Annotated in this window: 21 protein-coding genes; 7 read left to right on the top strand and 14 right to left on the bottom strand. The window is 40.8% G+C overall.

Annotation, left to right across the window (positions count from 1 at the left end):
• The first annotated feature begins 61 nt into the window (after positions 1-61).
• Positions 62-439: a hypothetical protein gene (locus tag EHQ58_RS02820; protein ID WP_135621829.1), complete on the top strand. Its 378-nt coding sequence runs from the start codon at positions 62-64 to the stop codon at positions 437-439.
• Positions 440-580: 141 nt separating this feature from the next.
• Positions 581-1,291, top strand: coding sequence for a hypothetical protein (locus EHQ58_RS02825; protein WP_135621830.1), 711 nt, complete (start codon positions 581-583; stop codon positions 1,289-1,291).
• 3 nt (positions 1,292-1,294) lie between these two features.
• Here the strand turns inward: EHQ58_RS02825 and EHQ58_RS02830 are convergent, their stop codons facing one another.
• The gene (locus EHQ58_RS02830; RefSeq protein ID WP_135621831.1) at positions 1,295-1,993 is read right to left on the bottom strand and encodes an LIC_11490 family protein; all 699 of its coding nucleotides are present in this window, start codon (positions 1,991-1,993) and stop codon (positions 1,295-1,297) included.
• 84 nt (positions 1,994-2,077) lie between these two features.
• Here EHQ58_RS02830 and EHQ58_RS02835 point away from each other — a divergent pair, with 84 nt between their 5' ends.
• Together EHQ58_RS02835 and EHQ58_RS02840 are read left to right on the top strand one after the other, a co-directional pair.
• Positions 2,078-3,325, top strand: coding sequence for a hypothetical protein (locus tag EHQ58_RS02835; protein WP_135621832.1), 1,248 nt, complete (start codon positions 2,078-2,080; stop codon positions 3,323-3,325).
• Positions 3,325-3,789, top strand: a complete 465-nt coding sequence (locus EHQ58_RS02840; protein WP_135621833.1) for a chemotaxis protein CheX — start codon at positions 3,325-3,327, stop codon at positions 3,787-3,789. Before EHQ58_RS02835 ends, EHQ58_RS02840 begins: the two co-directional genes overlap by 1 nt.
• Here the strand turns inward: EHQ58_RS02840 and EHQ58_RS02845 are convergent.
• The 3 genes from EHQ58_RS02845 to EHQ58_RS02855 are packed head-to-tail and all read right to left on the bottom strand — an operon-like array spanning position 3,786 to position 7,491.
• Entirely contained in the window at positions 3,786-4,802 is a 1,017-nt protein-coding gene (locus EHQ58_RS02845; protein WP_135621834.1) for a tetratricopeptide repeat protein, read from the bottom strand. The two genes, EHQ58_RS02840 and EHQ58_RS02845, sit on opposite strands and share 4 nt — an antisense overlap.
• Positions 4,803-4,806: 4 nt before the next feature.
• Positions 4,807-5,631 (bottom strand): LIC_11485 family protein, encoded by an 825-nt coding sequence (locus EHQ58_RS02850; RefSeq protein ID WP_135621835.1) that lies wholly within the window; start codon positions 5,629-5,631, stop codon positions 4,807-4,809.
• Positions 5,632-5,634: 3 nt separating this feature from the next.
• Complete coding sequence (locus tag EHQ58_RS02855; protein ID WP_135621836.1) at positions 5,635-7,491, bottom strand: OmpA family protein; 1,857 nt, start codon at positions 7,489-7,491, stop codon at positions 5,635-5,637.
• A gap of 51 nt (positions 7,492-7,542) precedes the next feature.
• Here EHQ58_RS02855 and abc-f point away from each other — a divergent pair, with 51 nt between their 5' ends.
• On the top strand, positions 7,543-9,183 hold the full coding sequence (gene abc-f, locus EHQ58_RS02860) for a ribosomal protection-like ABC-F family protein (RefSeq protein ID WP_135621837.1): 1,641 nt from the start codon (positions 7,543-7,545) through the stop codon (positions 9,181-9,183).
• 78 nt (positions 9,184-9,261) lie between these two features.
• Here abc-f and EHQ58_RS02865 read toward each other — a convergent pair whose 3' ends face one another.
• The 10 genes from EHQ58_RS02865 to ompL47 all read right to left on the bottom strand — a co-directional run bounded on the left by EHQ58_RS02865 (position 9,262) and on the right by ompL47 (position 19,708).
• Positions 9,262-9,600, bottom strand: coding sequence for a hypothetical protein (locus EHQ58_RS02865; protein ID WP_135621838.1), 339 nt, complete (start codon positions 9,598-9,600; stop codon positions 9,262-9,264).
• A 206-nt stretch (positions 9,601-9,806) separates the two neighbouring features.
• Positions 9,807-11,033: an adenylate/guanylate cyclase domain-containing protein gene (locus EHQ58_RS02870; RefSeq protein WP_135621839.1), complete on the bottom strand. Its 1,227-nt coding sequence runs from the start codon at positions 11,031-11,033 to the stop codon at positions 9,807-9,809.
• A 90-nt stretch (positions 11,034-11,123) separates the two neighbouring features.
• Positions 11,124-12,605, bottom strand: a complete 1,482-nt coding sequence (locus tag EHQ58_RS02875) for a cryptochrome/photolyase family protein (RefSeq protein ID WP_135621840.1) — start codon at positions 12,603-12,605, stop codon at positions 11,124-11,126.
• Between the two features lie 84 nt (positions 12,606-12,689).
• Positions 12,690-14,138, bottom strand: a complete 1,449-nt coding sequence (locus EHQ58_RS02880; RefSeq protein WP_135621841.1) for an aldehyde dehydrogenase family protein — start codon at positions 14,136-14,138, stop codon at positions 12,690-12,692.
• Positions 14,139-14,144: 6 nt separating this feature from the next.
• Positions 14,145-15,788 carry an acetolactate synthase large subunit gene (locus EHQ58_RS02885; protein WP_135621842.1) on the bottom strand — a complete coding sequence of 548 codons (1,644 nt, stop codon included), beginning with the start codon at positions 15,786-15,788 and terminating at the stop codon, positions 14,145-14,147.
• A gap of 112 nt (positions 15,789-15,900) precedes the next feature.
• On the bottom strand, positions 15,901-16,947 hold the full coding sequence (locus EHQ58_RS02890; RefSeq protein ID WP_135621843.1) for an Lsa36 family surface (lipo)protein: 1,047 nt from the start codon (positions 16,945-16,947) through the stop codon (positions 15,901-15,903).
• The gene (gene rdgB, locus EHQ58_RS02895; protein ID WP_135621844.1) at positions 16,932-17,519 is read right to left on the bottom strand and encodes an RdgB/HAM1 family non-canonical purine NTP pyrophosphatase; all 588 of its coding nucleotides are present in this window, start codon (positions 17,517-17,519) and stop codon (positions 16,932-16,934) included. The genes EHQ58_RS02890 and rdgB overlap by 16 nt, the downstream gene beginning before the upstream one ends.
• 11 nt (positions 17,520-17,530) lie before the next feature.
• Positions 17,531-17,875: an STAS domain-containing protein gene (locus tag EHQ58_RS02900; RefSeq protein ID WP_135621845.1), complete on the bottom strand. Its 345-nt coding sequence runs from the start codon at positions 17,873-17,875 to the stop codon at positions 17,531-17,533.
• A gap of 6 nt (positions 17,876-17,881) precedes the next feature.
• Positions 17,882-18,598 carry a ComF family protein gene (locus EHQ58_RS02905; protein WP_135621846.1) on the bottom strand — a complete coding sequence of 239 codons (717 nt, stop codon included), beginning with the start codon at positions 18,596-18,598 and terminating at the stop codon, positions 17,882-17,884.
• A 63-nt stretch (positions 18,599-18,661) separates the two neighbouring features.
• A complete protein-coding gene (ompL47, locus tag EHQ58_RS02910; RefSeq protein ID WP_135621847.1) occupies positions 18,662-19,708 on the bottom strand; it encodes a multi-beta-barrel domain surface protein OmpL47 in 1,047 nt (348 codons plus the stop codon).
• A 64-nt stretch (positions 19,709-19,772) separates the two neighbouring features.
• On the opposite strand from ompL47, the gene EHQ58_RS02915 reads away from it, so the two are divergent.
• Entirely contained in the window at positions 19,773-20,408 is a 636-nt protein-coding gene (locus EHQ58_RS02915) for a flagellar assembly protein FlaA (RefSeq protein WP_135621848.1), read from the top strand.
• A gap of 56 nt (positions 20,409-20,464) precedes the next feature.
• Positions 20,465-20,920 (top strand): hypothetical protein, encoded by a 456-nt coding sequence (locus tag EHQ58_RS02920; RefSeq protein ID WP_135621849.1) that lies wholly within the window; start codon positions 20,465-20,467, stop codon positions 20,918-20,920.
• Positions 20,921-20,946: the final 26 nt, after the last annotated feature.

Genomic DNA, 20,946 nt, shown 5'->3' on the forward strand with positions numbered 1-20,946 from the left:
GATTTAGTACAAACTGAAGACTTTCAACTATCTCAATGTATTTATGAAGGAGTATTGAAACATGAAAATTATAGGAAGCTTAATCGGAATCCTTGTTGTCGTATTGCTTTTATTAGCTGGATATACTTGGGGAGTTCTTAATTGGAGTTATTCTGTCGGAGATCGCGCAGGGTATGTCCAAAAGCTTTCCAAAAAAGGATGGGTCTGCAAAACCTGGGAAGGAGAAATCGCTCTTGTCACGATGCCTGGCACTGTGGCCGAAAAGTTTTATTTTACAGTAAGGGACGAATCCATTGCCAAACAAATTAATGATTCCATCGGTAATCGCATTGTGCTTGAATACGAAGAGCATGTTGGCCTCCCTACGACCTGTTTTGGCGAGACTGGATACTTCATTACGGGCATCAAAGCCATCAATATAGAATCAGGAAATCCGTAAGAAATTTTGGAGCGACTCGGATTTTCTCGCAGGGAGGAGTCTTTGTGGTAAAACCGATCGCATCCCACTCTCCCCTGATTGAATAAATTACTTGATAAAAATCGGAAGTTCATAGCAATTTAGCCTACAAGAAGAACCGAAGTGCAATTAGAAGCCGAAATTTATATACAAGAGAGTCTTTACAAAACGGTCCCACTCGGGGACAAATTATCTTCTGGTTCTAGCTACACTCTAGAAATCCCCACAAGCGATATCTTAGCTAACAGAAAACTAGTCTCGCCTGAGATCCTTTCCATAGAATCCATTATTAAGGAAAATCTCCACAGCATACGTAAAAACACTAGCGACGATTCCGTGTTAACTGATGTGATTGAGTCTGGAGATATTTCGATCCATTTAAAAGACGAGACAGGAAGGATTTACAAAATGATCCAAATCCTAGATATGAATTCGGGTGTCTATCCTCCGAGTGTGGACTTTTTTGAGTGTGACATAGACATTGATATCTTTGGGTTTTTTCTTTTGTGTACGCTAGAGTCGGAAGCTCGACAATCATCCATCCTGCTTTCCTTTAAAATGATCATAGATAAATTATTAATAGAAAAAGTGAACGAATACCGACGAACGCGTGATTTGCGGATTCTTGATGTCGGTTCGGGTATTTGTCTGAATGTAAAGAGTCTGTCTCCTGACATAGATGCAGAAGAAGATAATTTTGAGATCGGACAACTCATTCTATTAGAGAGGCTCTTGTCTAAAATCCAAAGAAATCGAATTTCTAAAAAAAATCGACGCCGATATTATATGTTAGGTGAAAAAATCTTTAGAGAACTGCAAAAAGTTTCTAGATAATTTTTAAACTTCTACAGCGGCTTGGGAAAGGAATTCTTTCAACTCATCCATCTCTTTTGTGAAGTAGACTGGTCTTGGAACTCGTGTATCTTTTAGTAAAAAGGCTATACCTTGGTCATAAAATACGACTTGGTCTAATTCATACGATTGGTATGTATAACTGGCATTTCCAGAATAAAAAACAAATTTACCATCTTCCTCTTTCAACTTTGCGGGTCCTACGCGTTTGAAGTTTCGAAGTGTTTCCTCTGAGGATTCTGTTTCTGACAGGTCCTTTTCACCAAACGGAATTTTACCAGAATGATCGAGATATAAAATGCCTTCCATATGAAAGGAGGTGATCTTTGGTTCCACCTCTAAGGGGACTTCCTCAAATCCTTCTTCAGAATCTTTCAAAATTGTTGTTTTTTCCACGATGGAGGGCGGAGGTACCGCCTGCTTCGTATAATTAATGCTAGGTTCCTGCCAGTGGGGCTTGGAGTCGGCAATCTCCCGATCCCTACGAATCCGTTCATCGAGTTGAGGGGAAACACTGGAAAGGGGTTGGTGGCGAAAATTGGCACTGTATCCTGGGCCTGCTTGGCCTCTTTCCGAAACAGTCCGCTTTGTACCTGCGCTTACATTTGCAGAATTCGGATTTAGGGATACATATAGGAAACAAAGTACCCCAACGATGATCATTGCAATTGCCGCGTATAACATACCCCTCCTATTATCTTATGTTTTACCAATTCCCTTGATTACATTTTTTCTTTACAAGCCTGGTTCCTTGGAAACCCTTCTCATATGTTCGAAGAAGAAGCAACAACCTGGAAAGAAAAACTCACTAGAGCCGTTGTAGGTTTGTTTTTATTTATACTTGTATCCATGCTCGTCGTAACCTTTCTCCCTGGAGATGCGGAGCAGAGCTTTATCGGAGCCCTCACGGGTAGTTCCTCCACCAAAGCTGGCTCTATCGCCGGAAGATCCGTTCCCATGGATTATTTCAATGCAGCTCGCAGAGATTGCTATTACCGCTACCAACAGTATTCCAAAGAAATGGCAGGGAACAACGAACTCATCCAATCCTGTGCATTTTCGACAACGAAAGAACTTTTTATTGCCAATGATATCGCTAGTGCAGTCGGTTTTCGCGTTTCGGAAACGAGCATCAAACGGGACCTCTCGCTTCAGGCACGTCAAATTCACAAAGAGACTGCCTCCCAAGCCGGCTATGGAGAAGAGGATACACGCACCGTAGACCAGATCTACCAACAGATCCTGCGCTCCACTCCTATGGCCTACCGACTCGATTCAGCCACGGGCTATTCACTTTTCCAAGGTTTCCTAGACCAAAAGATGACCCCATCACCAGCAGAATCAGAAATCGAAGCAGAAGCAAAATCTGCCAAGGTAAGCTTTCGTCTAGTTGCTTTTACCGAAGTCAACCTTCTAAACCAACTAGAATCTAAAATCCAAATCAGTGACGCAGACCTCCTTTCCGAATACGAAAAGGAAAAGAAAGAGGGCAATCTAAACAAAGACGGAAACGGTAAGATTCCAACCTTCGAAGAAAGAAAACAAGTTCTCACCTCTAAATTAAAATTTGATCGCAAGCGGAAAGATTTGGAGGTTTGGAAGAAAAAGATTCAATCTCTTGTTTTGGCTGATAATGCCCTTGAAGCCATTTCCAAAGAGACATCCCAAAGTATCGAATCCATTGCCGCGACACCCTTATCTAATTTGAAGCTTTTGCAATCTCCCAAAGGAACCAGTTTTCGATTGGCCTCGGACCCAAAATTCTGGGAAGAGCTCTCCGCCAATCCTTTCGGGAAAAAGAAAGTCCTCGGACCGTTTACAGACAATGACAAACAGATCTATGTGGAATTTGGAGACCTCTCGTTCTCCCCTTCAGGCCCAGCACCAAAAAAAGCTGAGAACACTGCCGAAGAAATGATGAAACAAAACAAACTTCTTGGCTTTTTTATTGAAATAAACAAGTCCTTATCAGGAGAATACAACATCGACAAGCAAAAGGCTCTGTCTTTAGAATAATGCAAATCAAAGCCGACTTTATCAATCCCTTCCTCGAGGCAGCAACGATCGTTTTTCGTGACGTTCTCGGTCAAGATCTCATACGAGGAAAGATCGGGATTAAGGATTCACCAACTCCGTCTCATGAACTTGCCATCATCATTGGTGTGGTGGGTTCATTCAGCGGCGAGGTAGTCTATAGTATGAACTTGGATGCGGCCTATAAAATCTCTCGTAAGCTTGTGCCAGGGCTTTCTGATGACGATGTTAAAAATGAATATAAGGACATCCTAGGCGAGATCGCAAACATGACTACGGGCAATGCGATGAATATCTTTACGTCTTCAGGTCAGTCAGTTGAGATCACGACACCTAACATCCAAGAGTCTAAAAGTACATCCGTCCGTTTTAACAAAAAGCCCACACTCTCCATCAACTTATACTCCAAATACGGACGAGTCGAAGTTAACGTAGCTATCGCTTAAATGCCTAAGGGCGATTCTATGAGTCGCCTTCTCTCTCCTGCATCCTTCTTAAAATCATTTCCTGGAGTTTCTTCCCGGCCTTCTGTTACTTTCAGATAATTATCATAGTATTTTTTTGCTCTTTCTAAGTCTCGATCAGGCCATGCGCTTTCATAAATCCTACCAGCATAATAATGAGCTGTCGTAAATTCTTTGGCAGTCTTAAACTCTTTCATGAGCCGAACCAAATGGTGTAAGGCAGGTCGATACTCTTGCCTACGGAAGAGAAGAACGGCAATTGCCAAATGTGTCCTTGGTGTGATTTCTGGGTGAACGGGAAATCCCGTTACCAATTTTAGATATTCTTTATATGCCTTTTCCTCAGATTCGCTGTTCCCCATACGATCAAGAGATCTAGCGAGTTCAAACTGTGCTTTGATCTTGGCATCGGGGTCTTCGATCTTTTCTACAAGCCCAGAACCTTCCATGTCCTTTGCATCTAATCCGAATAAGTTGGCGTTTTCGGTTCGAGAAACATTTGCGAGTGTCCCCTCCTTCGAATAGGAATCAGCAAATTCAGTTTCTGCGGATTGTTTTTTGTTTCGGGTTAGGAGCGCCTTACCTCGCTTCAACGGAGGTTCTGTAGGATCTACAACTTCCCCTTTGCCTTTCTTTTTCTTTTTTGGTTTAGGAGAGTCCGTATTTGCACTTACGGTATTTGCACTGGCTTCTGAGTTTTTTCCCAAGGTTCCATTGCTTTTTTCAGATTTTCCATCATTCGGAGCAGAAATATCACTTTTTTTCAGATTGCTTGGTTCGCTCAACGGACTGTTTGGGTCTCGATCCTGATTTTCGCGTAGTAAGTCCGTTTCTGATTTGGTATCAGTAGTAGCAGGCTCGACGGGAAAGGGCAGAAAAATTTCAGTCGCGTTTGGGACTTGGTCAGAAGCCTCTAGTGTCAGCGCAAAAGGCACAGACAAAGATAGAAGAAATGCGAGTCGCAAAATACGAATGAATGGATAAAAGGCTAACATCAGTTTACTTACGAAGTGGCTCTAAAGCGCGCATTTTTCTCTGGTTAGGGGAAGTCTCACCAGAATCGGTCTCTTTTAAGGCCGCCTCTTTTCTCTTCTTTTCAGCAGATAGCTTTTCAAGTTTCTCGAGTCGGTCCAGAGTCTTTTTAAAACGAATGTCCTCTTCTGACTCACCATCTAGAGCACTTGAACTTGCATCAGGTATCGCATTTTTTGGTTTCGAGGAAAGGCTAGGATTTTTTCTTTCTAGCTCTTTTGGGTCGCCAATTTCCTTTAGGGCATCTGTATTTTCCCAGACACCTATGGATTCTACATTTAGAGGTGAGGAAATGAGTCCATCGCCAGAGGGAGTCGCAAGTGGAGGAACGTTTGTTTGTTGGTTTTTACGGTTCCGAAAATCATATTCTTTTCCTAGAAAATCATCTGTTTCTGGAGCCGGTTTCTCTTCGAGATTGCCCCTTTCGCGTTCACTCACAAATTCAAACTGCATCCTATGATTTGCTTCGTATTTAACATCCTCTGGATTTGACATACGTACATCTTTACGAGATCGATTGTATTCTTTTTCGATTTCCATTGAAAACAAAGACCGAGTATCGGATGCTAGTTGCAAACCTTCAGGGGTGGCATTTTCCCAGCCTTTTTTCGCTCCCGTGTAGATGCCCATAAGGAGAAAGAAAACCAGAAGAGAAAGGGCTATTTTTTTAAGTAGTGAGGCAACTTGTGGAGGGATTTTGTCGACAAGTCCGTCGACCGCTCCCATCATTTTTTTAGTATCTACATTTACTTTTGGGATACTGGGAATATTGATCTTCTTTAGATCTACCATTGTCTAGTCTTCCAATATTTTAAAAACGACACGACGGTTGAGTGACCTGCCTTCTTCGGTTTTATTGTCTGCAACAGGCGTTAACTGTCCAAATCCTTTGGTTGTAATGCGCGTATCTTCTAATTTATGTTTTGTTCTAAGATAATTGGCAACGGACACCGCTCTCTCCATGGACAACTTTTTGTTTGCAGCGTCTCCTCCCACATTATCTGTGTACCCTTCGATTACTATCTTCAATCTCGGGTTCTTTTTCAAAAGGCTCGCCAAACGATCTAGTTCTGATTCTGATTCTTTCGCAATTTCAACAGAACGGAAAGCAAAAAATAGATTGTTTAAAACCATTTCGTTGCCTTTTTTTATTTTTGGCAGAACGAGAAGGACCGTTTTTTCTTCTTCTGTCTTTTCTTTGCCCACCAAATTTAAATTTTGTGAAGAAGGTAGATATCCGTCTTTTTCTCCATAGAATCCATAATTCTCCTCATAAGGGAGCACGAGTGAAAACTCACCTGTATTTGGATCGGAGATCGTCGAACCCAAACTTTTCTTTTTAGTATGAGATTCGTATAAGACTGAAGCAGAAAGAGGATTGCCCTCCTCATCGACCACCTTGCCTTTGATCATCACTACGGGTTCTGGCAAAAATGTCTTCGGTATGGAAGCCATAAAGAGTTCCCCTTCCCGGGAAACATAAGCCCAATTGCCACTCGCGGGTATCGAAAAGAAATTAACACCTCTCAGGTTCGGTGAAAGTTCCTGAGGCTCGGACCAAGAAGTCCATTGGTCATTTAACCTTCTACTCACATAAATGGAAATTCCTTCCTTCCGCCCAGAGGAAGAAAAGTATAAAGTCTTATCATCCGGTGCGAGAAACGGAGCCATTTCTTCCTCTCCCGTATTTAATGAAGAACTTAGATTGATCCCTTCCTCAAACATACCGTTTTCTGACTGGAAGGTTACATATAAATCAAGCTTACCAACATTTTTCTTTTGCTGGGCTGAATAAATAATGGTACGTCCAGTAGACGAAAGCGCAGATCCACCAAAGACTTGTTGGTAAGGATTATCTGATTTTCTATACCAATTATAAAACGAAGGGAAATTGATGGGAACGGGACTCGAAAAGCCAACTTCCTTACGATAAGATTTGTATAAAGGTGCCCTGTTTTGAATCTTCTCAGTACGTTCGCGATACTCATTTTCTAATTTTGTTAAACGCAAGTGAAACTCTTTCGGATTTGAAGCTTCGCGAGATGCCTCTTGAGAACGATACATCATTTCCTTTTTTAAGGTATCCAACATCTCCTCTTCTCCGAAATTACCAAAGACAAACAGCTCGTTTCCGCCGGGTAAAGCTGAGATCACGGCTGACGGTAGTTTGTTGTTAAGCGGAGCAGCAAGTTGTTCTCCGGGCATCCAGAATCCATACTGGTCCTTTTTTGATGCCCAAATCTTCTGGGTAGACCTGCTACCTTCTTTGATAAGAGCCGTCCAAAATAGCATTTTGCCATCGGGTGTTACTTGAGGATTGAATGAAAAATGTCCAGCGGTCACATATCTTGGGATACGAATTAAAGTCCAGTCAGGCGTTTTTCCGATATCAGGCAAAGAAATTTCATAACGAATCGGAGAACAGGCATCTCCATTGACATCACATAACAAACGAATGTGTTTACCTGTAATGAGTGCCAGTTCCTCCTGGAAGGGGGTTGGCGAGAGGCGCAGGATCTGCTTTTCGGTTTTCAGCATATGACCCGTATTGATGAGTTCGCCAAATAAGATTTGAACACCATTGTGCGTACTTTGGGAGCTTAAGAGACCTCCCCCTAAAACCATGAGTAGAATGATGAGAATCCGTGCCATATCATACGAAATGTCGGTTGAAAAGAGAGTTTCCCTTAGAAAATTGACTGTATGATCTCTGCAACTGGCATAACCGTCTCTTTCGGCAAAAAACCCCTCTTTGAAAACGTATCCATCAAATTCAAACCTGGGTGCCGCTATGGCCTCATCGGAGCCAATGGTTCAGGAAAATCGACCTTTATGAAGGTTTTAGCCGGAATCATACAGCCTACGGCTGGAGCCGTGGCGATTGACAAGGACATTAAGGTCGGATACCTCAAGCAGGACCATTACGAATTCGAAAATGAGACGGTTCTCGGCACCGTCCTCCGCGGAAACCCAGAACTATGGGCACTGATGCAAGAAAGAGACGCCATCTACGCAAAAGAGGAAATGACTGACGAGGAAGGCATCCGCATTTCTGAAATCGAAGAAAGATTTGCCGACCTAGGTGGTTACGAAGCGGAATCTATCGCAGGCGAGCTACTAGAAGGACTTGCCATCCCGACAAACATCCACTCCCGTCCCCTTAATTTTCTTACTGGTGGCTTCAAATTGCGAGTGTTACTCGCCCAAGTTTTATTTCTAAAACCAGATGTATTACTTTTGGATGAACCGACAAACCACTTGGATATCAAAACAATCCATTGGTTAGAAGAACTGCTCCTTGATTACGATGGAGTGGTCATTGTGATCTCACACGACCGTCACTTCATCAACTCTGTTTCCACTCATATCGCTGACTTAGACTACAATACAATTCGTATTTTTTCGGGCAATTATGATGACTTCATGATCGCCGCAGAACAAACTCAAACCCAACTCCAAAATGAAAACAAACGCGCAAAAGAAAAAATCAACGATTTACAAGAATTCGTTTCTAGATTTTCAGCTAACGCCAGCAAATCGAAACAAGCCACTTCTCGTGCAAAAATGATCGATAAGATCAAAGCGGAGATGGTAGACGTTAAACCTTCTTCGCGGGTAGCTCCTTACATTCGGTTTAAACCGAAAAGAGTTCTCGGGAAAGATGTATTCGAAGCAGTAAATATTAGCAAATCATATGATAATGTTTCCGTAATCAAAGACTTTACGGTAGCCATTTCAAAAGGCGAAAAGGTTGGTATTGTAGGAACAAATGGTGTAGGTAAGACCACTCTTTTAAAGATGCTCATGAAAAAACTTGAGCCAGATAAGGGAGAAGTGAAATGGGGCGACTCGGTAGAACCATCCTATTTTCCACAGGACCAGAGAGAGGCCATCGAACCAGATGCAGACACTCTGATCGAATGGTTACTCCGCAATTCCCCGCAAGGAACGGAAGTTCAAGAAATTCGTGCCATTCTTGGTAGGATGTTATTTTCGGGAGATATGGCGAACAAGTCCACTAAGGTATTGTCAGGTGGTGAGAAATCAAGAATCATCATTGGGAAAATGATCCTTGCGGGCGATAACGTTATAGTTTTGGATGAACCAACAAACCATTTGGATTTGGAAACCATTGAAGCTTTAAATTTTGCTTTATCTTTATTTGAAGGAACCATCCTCCTAGTATCTCATGATAGAGAGTTCATCTCTTCGCTTTGTACTCGAATCATCGAAGTGACGCCAGAAGGTATCAACGACTTCAAGGGAACTTACGAAGAATTTCTCGAACGAGAAGGAGCAGATTTTTACAAACGCCTTACGGGTGGTCCTGTCGTTTCGGCATAAGAATACTTGCGGTTTTTTTTAAGTATGTTGACCACAAAATCGAGATAGGTGGGAAATTTCCGATTGCAAAAACTAAAATTAGGAAATTTTCTGCTTAAGGATAAGTTGGTGCACGTGATTGACCAACCAATTTCCTAGGGGAAAATAAAATCCAAAAAACAAGGTCATCGCTAAAGAGAAATTTCTAATTCCAAATATCTTATCTATCAGATTATTTTCAAATGCAATAGAGGTTCCCAAAGAATAACCTCCAAACTCAAGTATCCCCATACAGAACAATCCGTACGCATATTGGTCATACCATTGAAAGTTTCGCATCCATATGGAAAGCGGCACCATATAAAGCAAGTAAACCGTAATGACCTGCCACCAATAGGTAAAACATGCGATTTCCATAAATTTTCCAAATTCATTCATGGAAATACCCCAAATAAAATAAACGAGGAAATACACGATGTAATTTGAAATTGGAATCTTGAATGCTGACTTAATCCTTTCCATCATAAGCAATGATCCATGCGACATGCAAATAATAGCAACGAAAGAATCCTTTAAAACCGATCTATTTTTGGGATGCTGATTGCTTCTTACAGGCTTTCTTCTGTTTAATTTTGAGCACCTACTTATATTTCACCAAGGAGTAAATAGGTTGCCATCTCTCCTTTTCCTTTGATTTCAATGGTTCTTCTTTCGCTAAAGATAAATTTCTCTTTTAGTAATTGATAACTTGATTCTGAAACCTGAATTTCACCCGGTAGACAGTGAGATTCCATGCGACTGGCAATGTTAACCGTATCTCCCCAAACATCATACGAAAATTTCGAAAGCCCTATCACGCCTGCAACTACAGGACCAGAATGAATTCCTATTCTTATCATTAAGCTTTGATGATTTTCTAGATTGATTTTATCTAAACTTTTTCTAACTTCCAGTGCAAATTTTGCCACTTGAAAGGCGTGCGTATTGGAGGGTATGGGTAAGCCTCCTGCGACCATAAAAGCATCACCAATCGTTTTGATTTTTTCGAGGCGGTTTTCCTCGACGAGCACATCGAAATCAGAAAAAATTCTGTTCAGTAATGAAACTAAATCTTCAGGTTTCATTTTACCAGAGAGAGGCGTAAAGCCTACAATATCTGCAAACAAAATGCTAACAAAATCAAATCCATCTGCGATTGCTAAACGGCTTTTCTTGAGTCGTTCTGCAATAGGAACAGGCAAAATGTTATGTAGAAGCGATTCACTTTTTTGTCTTTCATCTTCTAAAGCAATCTGTGCCTTTTTGTAATTGGAGGAAATGTAGTACAAGAAACCGACGACTAGAAATAATAATCCAAGATTATTATTAATACCAGCAAAGAACAAAAAGTCTTTTGGAAAAGGAAGCAGGCCCGGATGAATTGAAAACCATATTTCTAAACCTATGAATACAAGAGTGACCAAGGAAACTATGAAATATTGTACGCGCAGTTCACGTTCCTCAAAGATGAAAAAAGCAACGGCTATAATTGCTATTAAATAGAAATGAAAATTTTGTTCTCTACCGAGTAATATAGAGGTTAGCGATAAATTAAAACATGCGATTAATAATAGATATGTTTTTGCAGAGGTATGAAGTTGAAAGAAATTGAAACCGAAGACTAAAAGATACAAACATAATGTGCCACTGAGTAGAATCACAAGTAAAAAGGTATCAGGCAGAAAATAGATGAGATTCGGGTAAAAATTGAATCCCATTAAGATCGTAAGTAGCGTAATTCCATTCGTTAGCCGAATCGTCTTCGCTTCAATATGATTCGGATTTTTTTCCAAACCAATATTGATAACCGAATCCCAAATCTTTCGTAACATATTTAATTTTCCTTTGCGGCGATTATTTAAAATGACATAAGCTCGATTGGAGAAATCTTAATTTGAATTTAGTTTACGTCAAATCGATTTTTAGCTGTCTAATTTTTCTAGAAAATGTTTAGCTCGCGTTAAATGAGTTTGCTTTTTTGTCTCTTCCAACTTATCAAACGTTCGCACGAGCATTCCCAGTCTCGGGTTGGTTAGAAAAAAATCACGATGGACATGCAGAAAACGCCAGAAAAGACCATCCCAGGTCGCTTGCCAATCTCCCTTTGGGTAATCACTCATCTTCATCAAGTAATTGCTTCCACTAATGTAGGGTTTTGTGGCCATAAGACCTGAATCAGCAAATTGACTCATCCCGTAAACATTGGGAACCATCACCCAGTCGTAAGCATCTATAAAAAGTTCCATAAACCACCGGTAAACATCATCTGGATCAAATTCACATAATAGCATAAAGTTTCCAATCACCATCAATCGTTCAATATGATGACAGTATCCGGTCTTTAAAATTTTTTTTATGGTCACATCAACGGGAAGAATTCCTGTGTCACCTCTCCAAAAAGATGCCGGAATCTTACGATTAAAATTCCAAAAATTCTTTTTCCTCTGAACTGTGCCTTTATGAAGGTAGACACCTCGGATGAATTCACGCCAGCCCAAAATTTGTCGCAAAAATCCTTCTCGAGAATTGATGGGAATTTGATGCTTTATCGAAAAGGACTCCACCTCTTTTATGATTTCATCTGCCGTTAATAATCCCACATTCATCAATGGGGAAAGAAGGCTATGGTGCAAAAGATTTTCCTTAAATACAATCGCATCCTCATACGCACCAAACTCTAAAAAACGATTCTTTAAAAATTGTAGCAACCAATCTCTACTCTCTTGAAAGGTACTCGGAAAAATAAAAGAACGATTGATCTCACCTGGGTGATCTGAAAACTTCAGATCCACATAGCGAATCGCCTCGTCTAACTCTTTGCTTCGTCCTGGGAAATGGAGCGCGGGAGGTATTTTCCCCTTGGGATATTTCAATCTATTTTCAGTATCAAAGGTCCATTTACCACCAATCGGTTGTAACTTTGTATCTGTCAAAATTCGAAAATTTTTCCGCTGCTCTTTGTAAAAGTCTGTTTGGTGCAGTTTCTCCCTGGAAGAAAAGTAAACATCCACTTGTTTGTTGGAAAGTAAGAATAAGGGGGATTCATAACGGATTAATTTTAATTGATACTTTTTTGCCTGTGAGGCCAGTCTCCTCTCGAGCCAATCATCAACCGTATCACAATAATGTAATTCATCGACACCCCTTTCACTCAGATTAACTATGAGTTGGCGAACATCGGCAGATCTCTCCCCGGACTCAACATAGATTACTTCATATCCTTGATTTACCAGATCCTTCTGGTATGCTTTCATACTCGATCGGTGAAAAACTAATTTCTGTTTATGAAACTTATATTGGCAAAAAAATAGGTTTTCCTCGACCAAATAAATGGATCTTTTAATGGCAATAGCTGGATTTGATGCAAAGAGTTGGTGCGGGAAAACGATAGAGACTGCAGACATTTAGACTTCTTTAAAATCTAAAAGAATTTTTTCCCCAAACAACACTTCCGAACCTTCCCTGATCATACTTCAAAAAATCTCGTGCTACGAATTCGAAACCAAACCAGAGGATGCAATGACCATCATTTTTTCTACATGTAAATCTGATATCGTATAGGGAATCCCACCCGTTCCCAAACCCGAGTGTTCCTGGCCACCAAACGGCATCCAATCGACACGGAAAGCAGTATGCTCATTGATCATGACAGCTCGCGCTTTTAACCTACGATAGGCACGCATGGCGATATCAATATCTTTCGTAAATACAGCTGCTTGGAAACTGTAAGGCACTGCATTTGCTCGATCGAATGCTTCCTCAATATTTTTATAGGAGTATATATTTATCACGGGACCAAATATTTCTAACTGGCTCACTTTAGAAGAATCACTCGGATTAAAAAGTAGAGTGGGCTCATAACACGTTTCACCTATTTTATTTCCACCTGTTAAAAGTATTGCTCCCTCGGCAACGGCTTCCCTGATCCATCCATCGATTCTCTCCACTTCTTTTCTGCGAATGAGAGGACCCACTTCTGTCGTGCCATCCAAAGGATCGCCTACTTTTAGTAAGATGGCCTTTTCTTTGATGCGTTTTGCTACCTCTTCCGCAATGGATTCATGCACATAGACTCTCTGAACAGAAACACAGACCTGACCTGCATGGTAATATCCCCCTTTCACAAGCTTAGGAATTGCCAAATCCAAATCAGCTGAAGCATCAATAATCACTGGCGCGGCTCCGCCATGTTCGAGCGCACAATGGACTCCAGGAGCCAATTGCGATTTAAGATGCCAACCTACTTTGCCACTCCCGATAAAAGAAAAATAAGAAATCCTGGAGTCCGTAACTAACTTGGTCGCATTTTCTAGATTCGAAACGACGAATGCTTGGCACCATTCTTCCGGAAGTCCACTTTCATGTAAAATCTGGACAAAACGCATACAAGAGAGTGGTGTATCACCAGCAGGTTTGATGATGACAGGACATCCCACCGCTACTGCTGGCGCTACTTGGTGCACGATCAGATTTAAGGGATGATTAAAGGCACTTATAGCTGCAACAACACCGATCGGTTCTTTGGAAGTGAATGCCAATTTCCCATTCGATGCCGCATTCAAGTTCATGGGAATTTCCCTGCCAATGCTACCTTTGATCGTCTCAATACAACATTCAATACCTTCGATCCCTCTTTGAACTTCCACCAAGGAATCTATAAGCGGTTTTCCACCTTCACTCGCAGCAAGGCGAGCCAACTCCTCTTTTTCCTTGATCATTGTCTCAGCAACTTTTCTCAAAATCGAAATTCTTTTTTCCGTCGGTAGCCACCGCCTTCGATCTTTAAATAGGTCGGACGCTGTTTGCAATGCTTTTTCAACGGCAATGGCATCGGCGGCAATCACACGACCGATTTCTTTCTCATCAAACGCACTATAGACGATGAGTTCTCCATCACTAGTAATAGCATCTTTAATTAATACATTAAATTTTTTCATATAACCTCAGATAAGCTGGCTACGATCGGCAATTTCGTGATTCAAAATTCTATCGTTCTCAGAATAATCAATTTCAAGATCTATAAGCTGTACACCTTTGCTATTTAGACAGTTTTCAAATGTCGAAATGAACTCAACAACAGATTTTGGACGATATCCCTGGGCACCATAACTCTCAGCATACTTAACAAAATCCGGATTTCCATAATCGAGACCAAAATTTTCAAAACCCATATTGGACTGTTTCCATTTGATCATTCCATATGCGTTATCTCTTAGAATGACAATTACCAAATCAATTCCTAACCGAACAGCTGTTTCCATTTCTTGAGAATTCATCATAAACCCCCCATCTCCGCAAATGGCGACTACCTTTTTGTTAGGAAAAACAATCTTCGAACCGATGGCAGAGGGAAGGCCTGCTCCCATGGTAGCGAGCGCATTGTCTAGGAGCACCGTATTTGACTGGTAAGCTGGATAATTTCTGGCAAACCAAATTTTATACACGCCATTATCCAATGCAATGATTCCATCTTCTGGAACTAATTTTCGAATTTCAGAAACCAATCGTTGTGGGTATATGGGAAATCTGTTATCGTCTGACCCCTCATTGATGTGGCCATCCACATAACTCTTTACTTTTAAGAAGTATGAAAAATCCCAAGTCTTTTGGGGTATGATCTTTTGATTGATTTGCCAAATGCTATTGGCGATATCCCCAACAATTTCAGCCTGAGGAAAGTAGACAGGATCTACAGATGCCGCAAAAAAATTGATATGTAAGACGGTTCTACCGTTTGGCCTCATAAAGAAGGGAGGCTTTTCTACAACATCATGACCAACATTGATGATTAAATCAGCATTATCAATGGCACGATGTACAAAATCTTTTGACGATAAGGCGGCACAGCCCAAACACAGGGGATTTCTTTCATCAATCACACCCTTCCCCATTTGCGTACTAAAAAATGGTATTCCCGTTTTTGTAACAAATTCGAGAAGCATTTTACTCGTCATTTTTCGATTTGATCCAGCTCCAATGAGTAAGAGCGGGGATTTTGCTTTTTCAATCAGATCAACGGCTACATTTATTGCCTTCTCCTCGGCGATAGGCCGCCTAACAGAACTTTTTGTAATCAACGGAACTTCTGTTTTTTCATCAGCAATATCCTCTGGAAGTTCTAGATGAACTGCACCTGGTTTTTCTTCTAAGGCCAAACGAAATGCTTCTCTTACCCTAGATGGAATCGTATCCCCAGATACGATTTGTCTTGTATACTTTGTGAGCGGTTTCATCATATCGACAATATCTACAATCTGAAATTGGCCTTGTTTGCTAGATTTTATAGGTTTCTGGCCCGTAATCATCAGCATCGGCATGCCACCTAATTGAGCATATGCGGCGGCAGTTACAAAATTTGTCGCACCTGGGCCAAGCGTTGAGAGACACACTCCAACTTTACCTGTCAGCCGACCAATAGTTGCCGCCATAAAGCCCGCACCCTGTTCGTGTCTTGTTAGTATTAGTTTAATTTTTTTGGACTCTCTAAGGGAGTTTAGAAAATCTAAATTCTCTTCGCCGGGGATTCCGAAAATGTATTCTACGCCTTCTTCTTCTAATGCCTTAATGAACAAATCTGATGCCTTCATTGATCCCCTTCCCTCTTATCCAAGGAAAATAACAATCTCTGTTTGATAAAGCAATGATAATTAATTGATTTCTAGTACTACTAAATACTTTCGCACGAATGAGGATTGCCTCTCAAAAATAATAATGGACCCCTACATTTAAGGATTCTGTTTTAATATTCTTTAAGTATTCAATGCCAATCCCAAATGTTTCCCAATGATACTGCGCGCCAAAGATACCGTAAAAATTAGCTTCCCGTATTTTCAATTCTTTGGTTACATTGAGGGCGATCCCACTCGGATTGGTTAGAAAATCATCTGGGCTAAGATAAGAGGAGATGATTGCGACCCTCTCTGCTTTTATGCTCGTCATTCCATGGTTGTACATCATTCCCAAACCAGTATAGAGAGTCATTTTAGCGATTTCAAAAGAATACCGAAGATCCGCGGTTGAAGATAGAATTTTTGATTCATAGTCTAGGGAGTTCGTTCCCAACCACTTGCGTTTATCTCCGTCCAATCGTATTTGAGTGGGTCGACGATCGTAGGCGTGCAGAGAGACTTCCTGGTTTGTATGATAAAGTCCGAATCCGAAAGAAACTCCTTTGGTATTCCCAGATTGGTCTAAGAAAGGGAAATATCTCAAATTCAAACTTAAATTTGCGACTCGTCCATCGACCTCGGTGTTTCTGACTTTAAGAAAAGGGATATTTTTTTCAGATAAGTAATATGGAAAGAATTGCGAATGTAGATTCCATTTTCTCCACTCGCCTGCTTTTTCAAAGGCATTTCCTAAATTGACTGCGTACGATAACGAGGGAGAGGCGGCGATACCTTGCGTAGGCAATTCATGCAATTCAGTAAATTGGAAATAAAAATCACGAGGCTTAATTTGATTTCGTCCTCCTCCGTAACCCAAACTCATCCGATTTTTTTCTATAATCTTTCCTCCTAGCATCGAGGAATTTATATTTTGTAAAACCGCACTCTCTGCCATTGAGGAAAGGAAATCTTTTGTGTAGATCTCCGAAAGTAAAGGATCTGCAAGATTTCCGGCTATGATTGTTTCAGTTGATAAAAATGAACATTCATAGCCTGCGCAAACGGCCACCGGTAAAAGCGAAGTTATTGGTAATATAAAGGCAGCAAAAAAAAGAACGGATCTTATTTTTTCAACCATTGTAAAAATTGATTCATTGCAAGGGCACGATGCGAGACCTTATTTTTTTCTGCTTCAGAGACTTCAGAAAATCTTTTATTTAAAGGAGGATAGTAAAATATAGGATCATACCCAAATCCAAACTTTCCTTTATCATCATATTCAAATGAAATTTCGCCGAAAACGTTTCCTTCAAAGGATTTTTCGATCATTCCATCGACATAAGTGATCACACAGGTATAATTGGCAATACGGTTCGGATTTTGACCAAGCTCTTGCAATAAAAACAAGGCTCTATCTTTATCTGAAAATTCTAAACTGCCATATCGTGCTGAATACACACCAGGTCTGCCGTTTAATGCTTCTACACAAATTCCTGAATCATCTGCAACAGAAGGAAGTCCTGATAAACGAAATAATTCTCTAGATTTAATGAATGAATTGCCAACAAATGTAGTTTCAGTTTCCTCTGGATTAAAAGAAACGCCCAGCTCTTTTGGAGAAAGAACCTTTATGCCAAGAGGGGAAAGAATCGCTCTTACTTCTTTTAACTTATGTTCGCTGCCAGATGCGAAAGCAATGATTTTTCCCATTTCGGAGAATATTAATCCTCTGCATCTAACTGAAAACCTTCAATCGCAGAGGATAAATCTGGAAAAATTTCGAATACTTTATCAAGCATAGTGATTTCAAATAACTGTATCAAGTCTTCATCCACCACGATAACTTTAATATCCCCATTCATAGGCTTTAACTTTCGTTTAGTGGCAACAAAAATACCTAGTGCAGTTGAGCAAATATGATGAACTTTTGTTAAATCGAGAATGATTTTTTTGGCGGAAGTTTGTGTGAGTTTAGATAACTCTTTTTCGATTTCATCGGAATCCACTTTTAAAATCGCGCCAGAAAACTTCACGATTCTAATATCATTTTTTACTTGAACTTCCATTGAACTTTAGTCACCCTCATTACTTAATAATACCATACATGATACGGTCTTCGCTCCTGACAAAAGAAGAAGACGAGCTACTTCGTTTAAAGTAGCTCCCGTTGTAAAGATATCATCTATGATCAAGATATCAAGTCCCTCCCAACTTCTATCCTTTTTTATAATTTCAAATGCCTTTTTTGCGTGAGAAAAACGCTCAAAGTAACTTTTTCCAGACTGCTTTTCTTTCGATTTTTTTCTAATCTGCTCAGTTTTGCTTATGTTCCATTTTCTAGCCAACCGCGTCGCAAGAACCTCTGCTGGATGGTAGTCTCTTCCACTCGCACGATCTTTCGAGGGAACAAGTAAAATTGTATCGGGGAGTATGGCCAACGATTTGATTTTGGCCTGGAAGTCTAAAGCGAAGAAGTTTGCCAAAACCCGATCATTCTCAAATTTACATTTCTGGAAGACTTTACGCTCCCAACTCAATCGGAATCTAAGCGAAACCACTTGCGAAAAGAATAAGAACCGTGAGTTGCAATACTCGCATTCCTCACTTGACTCTTTCTTCTCCGTCTGTCCGCATACCTGACACCGCTCTTTTTGATCGGCTAACTTTTGGGCATGGTTCCTTTCTCGAGCGCAAGTCCTACAAATGCCGAATTTTTCCGAAAGCGTATCTTTTGTATCACAAACGAGACATAAGGTGGGATAAAAAAAAGAAAGGATTCGGGAAAACATAGGTTCTCCCGAAAGAGGTCCGAAACCAGCAGAACTGGTTCCGAACAAAAACTGTGATGTTAATTATTGTGCAGGTGCTGGAGTCGTTTCTTCAGGTTTCACTGCAGCTGGCTCTGCTACTTTGTCAGATTTCTGAATGACAGACGATGGAGGAGTCAAATCAACATTGAACTTGAGTTCCACGGCATCAGACTGGTTTCCTACATTGTCAATCGCTATGGCGCGAATGGTATGTTCGCCTTGCATTTCTACTGTGATCGCTTCTAAGTAAGGTCTGAATTCTGTTTCAGCATCCAATTTGATGAGGATTTTTTTAACGCCTGATTCTTTATCATAAGCGTTTACATGGAATACGTTTCCGCGTTTTGCAAAAGCCTTTCCTGAAATATCAACGAGTGGAAGGGAAGGAACGATCTCAACAGTTGGTTTCATATCATCCACTGTAATGATCAAAGATGACTCTGGAGAAGAGTTTCCTGATTTGTCCGCCGCCGCATATTTTATTACATTTGCTCCGCCTTTTTCAAGTTTAATCGGCTCAGCATAGGTTTTGTTAGCTTCTGTATTGATGCTGTAAGAAATTTTATCTACGCCATTTTTATCTTCGGCAACGATTGTGTAACTGTTGTTTTTTGAAGTATAAGGCACTCCGTCTAATACGAAAAATTGTTCAGCAGGTAAAAGGTTCACACGAGGTGCTGTGTTGTCCACTACCACTACCAGAACTTTTGGGATCTCTGCGTTTCCGGCTTTATCTACAGAACGGTAATGAATTTCAGTTGCGCCTTCTTCGGAAATACGGATCGGTTGTGTGAATCTTCTATAATCTCCGCTTTTTGGCTTCCATTCGATATAATCAATAGAGGACGAGTCGTCTTTTGCTTCTAAAGTAAATGCAGTTTTGCTAGTGATGAAAAGAGTCTCTTTGCTTGCGGTAACAACATCGCCAGACTTGTCTTTCTTCCCAAGAAGTTCATCAACGACCTCTTCTGCTTTCTCTACTGCTTTCGTTTCTGTAGTAGTATTTGCTTTTGGTTCAGCTGCTTGTGCTGAAAGTTGGCCTACTAAAAATAGTGTTAAAATGGCCAATGTATATTTGTGCGCCTGCATTATTAAGATTCTCCTTTTTACCGATAAAACATATATATCCCCTCTCCAAGGTATTATTGTCAACTTGATTGCATTAAGAAACATAACTTTCCTGAGCATTTTTCTACTTTATGCACCTAATTCTACTGCAGAAGTCATCGTCTGGAAGGAAGTTGCGTTAGAAAATTTTGAGGAGCAAACCTACTCACAAAAGAATCTTAGGACAAAATTAGAAAAAGACACAAAGCTCCCCGAGCTCTCTCTTTCGCAAAATTTCACGGCTCCCATCCCGGGATCCAAGCAGGCGCTCGTCCTTCGCATTCCCAAAAAGGCCAATTTCCCCTTTGGTGTCTATTTTCCCGAACCCATTTTGCTGAAAGGATTCGTAAAAGAAATCAGGATCCCTGTGTATTCTTCCCAATCGATCGGAAACCTAACATTAATTGTCCAAAATCAAGATTTTGAGACCCGTCAACTCTCTGTGACTTCTCTCAATTACCGTGGCTGGAAAACCTGCACGGTTCCGTTTGGAAGGGCTTTTGATCAGAATGACCGGATCTTTTTACAGGGATCGGATATTAGACTTGTAGGCTTTTTTTATCTTCCGAACGAAAATAATGCAAGCAGCCAAGAAGTTTTGCTAGCCCTCGACGATATAACGGCAATCGTGCGAGACAAATACAGGCCACTCCGCGAGAAAGAAATTTTGCTCGAGGATTGACCTTTCTGCCAAAAATCTCTTTTCTTTAGAGGTGAACCTCCGAACCTGATCTTTAAATGAATCTTGAACTCTCCCTCGAGCAATATGAAACTTTGTTAAAACTCGTTTATATGGGAGATTGGGTGATTTCGACGCTGCAAGCAAAGGAGCGTGTCGAGGAAGATACAGACAATGACACCCGTTATGCCGAGGTTGTACGGCATGTGTTCAACCACGCAGAAGTGGCTGGACTTGGAAACATTGTTCAGATAGACCAAAACAATGGAGAGCCCTATCTGACCCGAGAATTCGAAGAAGAGAGCGGTCTTGTTGATATTTTAGAGGATTATGAGGATGAGGTGTTTTGGCAGTCCCTCATTGAAAGACTCGCACACCGAGATTTTATCAGACATTTTGGGGAATCAGCGATCTCCGAGATGGCCATCGAGGAACGTATCGAAAAAGAGACTCCGTTTCATGACACATGGGCGACCGAGTTTCATGACAATGGGATTGAGAATCTCAAAACATAGTCTTTCGTTCGTATCTGCTCTTGTTG

This window comes from Leptospira ognonensis (genome assembly GCF_004770745.1).
Classification (GTDB): Bacteria; Spirochaetota; Leptospiria; order Leptospirales; family Leptospiraceae; genus Leptospira_A; species Leptospira_A ognonensis.

Excerpts from the sequence above, each read along its gene's own strand:
- EHQ58_RS02820 (WP_135621829.1), top strand. The coding sequence starts at position 62 with ATGAAAATTATAGGAAGCTTAATCGGAATCCTTGTTGTCGTATTGCTT.
- EHQ58_RS02830 (WP_135621831.1), bottom strand. The coding sequence starts at position 1,993 with ATGTTATACGCGGCAATTGCAATGATCATCGTTGGGGTACTTTGTTTC.
- EHQ58_RS02835 (WP_135621832.1), top strand. The coding sequence starts at position 2,078 with ATGTTCGAAGAAGAAGCAACAACCTGGAAAGAAAAACTCACTAGAGCC.
- EHQ58_RS02840 (WP_135621833.1), top strand. The coding sequence starts at position 3,325 with ATGCAAATCAAAGCCGACTTTATCAATCCCTTCCTCGAGGCAGCAACG.
- EHQ58_RS02845 (WP_135621834.1), bottom strand. The coding sequence starts at position 4,802 with ATGTTAGCCTTTTATCCATTCATTCGTATTTTGCGACTCGCATTTCTT.
- EHQ58_RS02850 (WP_135621835.1), bottom strand. The coding sequence starts at position 5,631 with ATGGTAGATCTAAAGAAGATCAATATTCCCAGTATCCCAAAAGTAAAT.
- EHQ58_RS02855 (WP_135621836.1), bottom strand. The coding sequence starts at position 7,491 with ATGGCACGGATTCTCATCATTCTACTCATGGTTTTAGGGGGAGGTCTC.
- abc-f (WP_135621837.1), top strand. The coding sequence starts at position 7,543 with ATGATCTCTGCAACTGGCATAACCGTCTCTTTCGGCAAAAAACCCCTC.
- EHQ58_RS02865 (WP_135621838.1), bottom strand. The coding sequence starts at position 9,600 with ATGAATGAATTTGGAAAATTTATGGAAATCGCATGTTTTACCTATTGG.
- EHQ58_RS02870 (WP_135621839.1), bottom strand. The coding sequence starts at position 11,033 with ATGTTACGAAAGATTTGGGATTCGGTTATCAATATTGGTTTGGAAAAA.
- EHQ58_RS02875 (WP_135621840.1), bottom strand. The coding sequence starts at position 12,605 with ATGTCTGCAGTCTCTATCGTTTTCCCGCACCAACTCTTTGCATCAAAT.
- EHQ58_RS02880 (WP_135621841.1), bottom strand. The coding sequence starts at position 14,138 with ATGAAAAAATTTAATGTATTAATTAAAGATGCTATTACTAGTGATGGA.
- EHQ58_RS02885 (WP_135621842.1), bottom strand. The coding sequence starts at position 15,788 with ATGAAGGCATCAGATTTGTTCATTAAGGCATTAGAAGAAGAAGGCGTA.
- EHQ58_RS02890 (WP_135621843.1), bottom strand. The coding sequence starts at position 16,947 with ATGGTTGAAAAAATAAGATCCGTTCTTTTTTTTGCTGCCTTTATATTA.
- rdgB (WP_135621844.1), bottom strand. The coding sequence starts at position 17,519 with ATGGGAAAAATCATTGCTTTCGCATCTGGCAGCGAACATAAGTTAAAA.
- EHQ58_RS02900 (WP_135621845.1), bottom strand. The coding sequence starts at position 17,875 with ATGGAAGTTCAAGTAAAAAATGATATTAGAATCGTGAAGTTTTCTGGC.
- EHQ58_RS02905 (WP_135621846.1), bottom strand. The coding sequence starts at position 18,598 with ATGTTTTCCCGAATCCTTTCTTTTTTTTATCCCACCTTATGTCTCGTT.
- ompL47 (WP_135621847.1), bottom strand. The coding sequence starts at position 19,708 with ATGCAGGCGCACAAATATACATTGGCCATTTTAACACTATTTTTAGTA.
- EHQ58_RS02920 (WP_135621849.1), top strand. The coding sequence starts at position 20,465 with ATGAATCTTGAACTCTCCCTCGAGCAATATGAAACTTTGTTAAAACTC.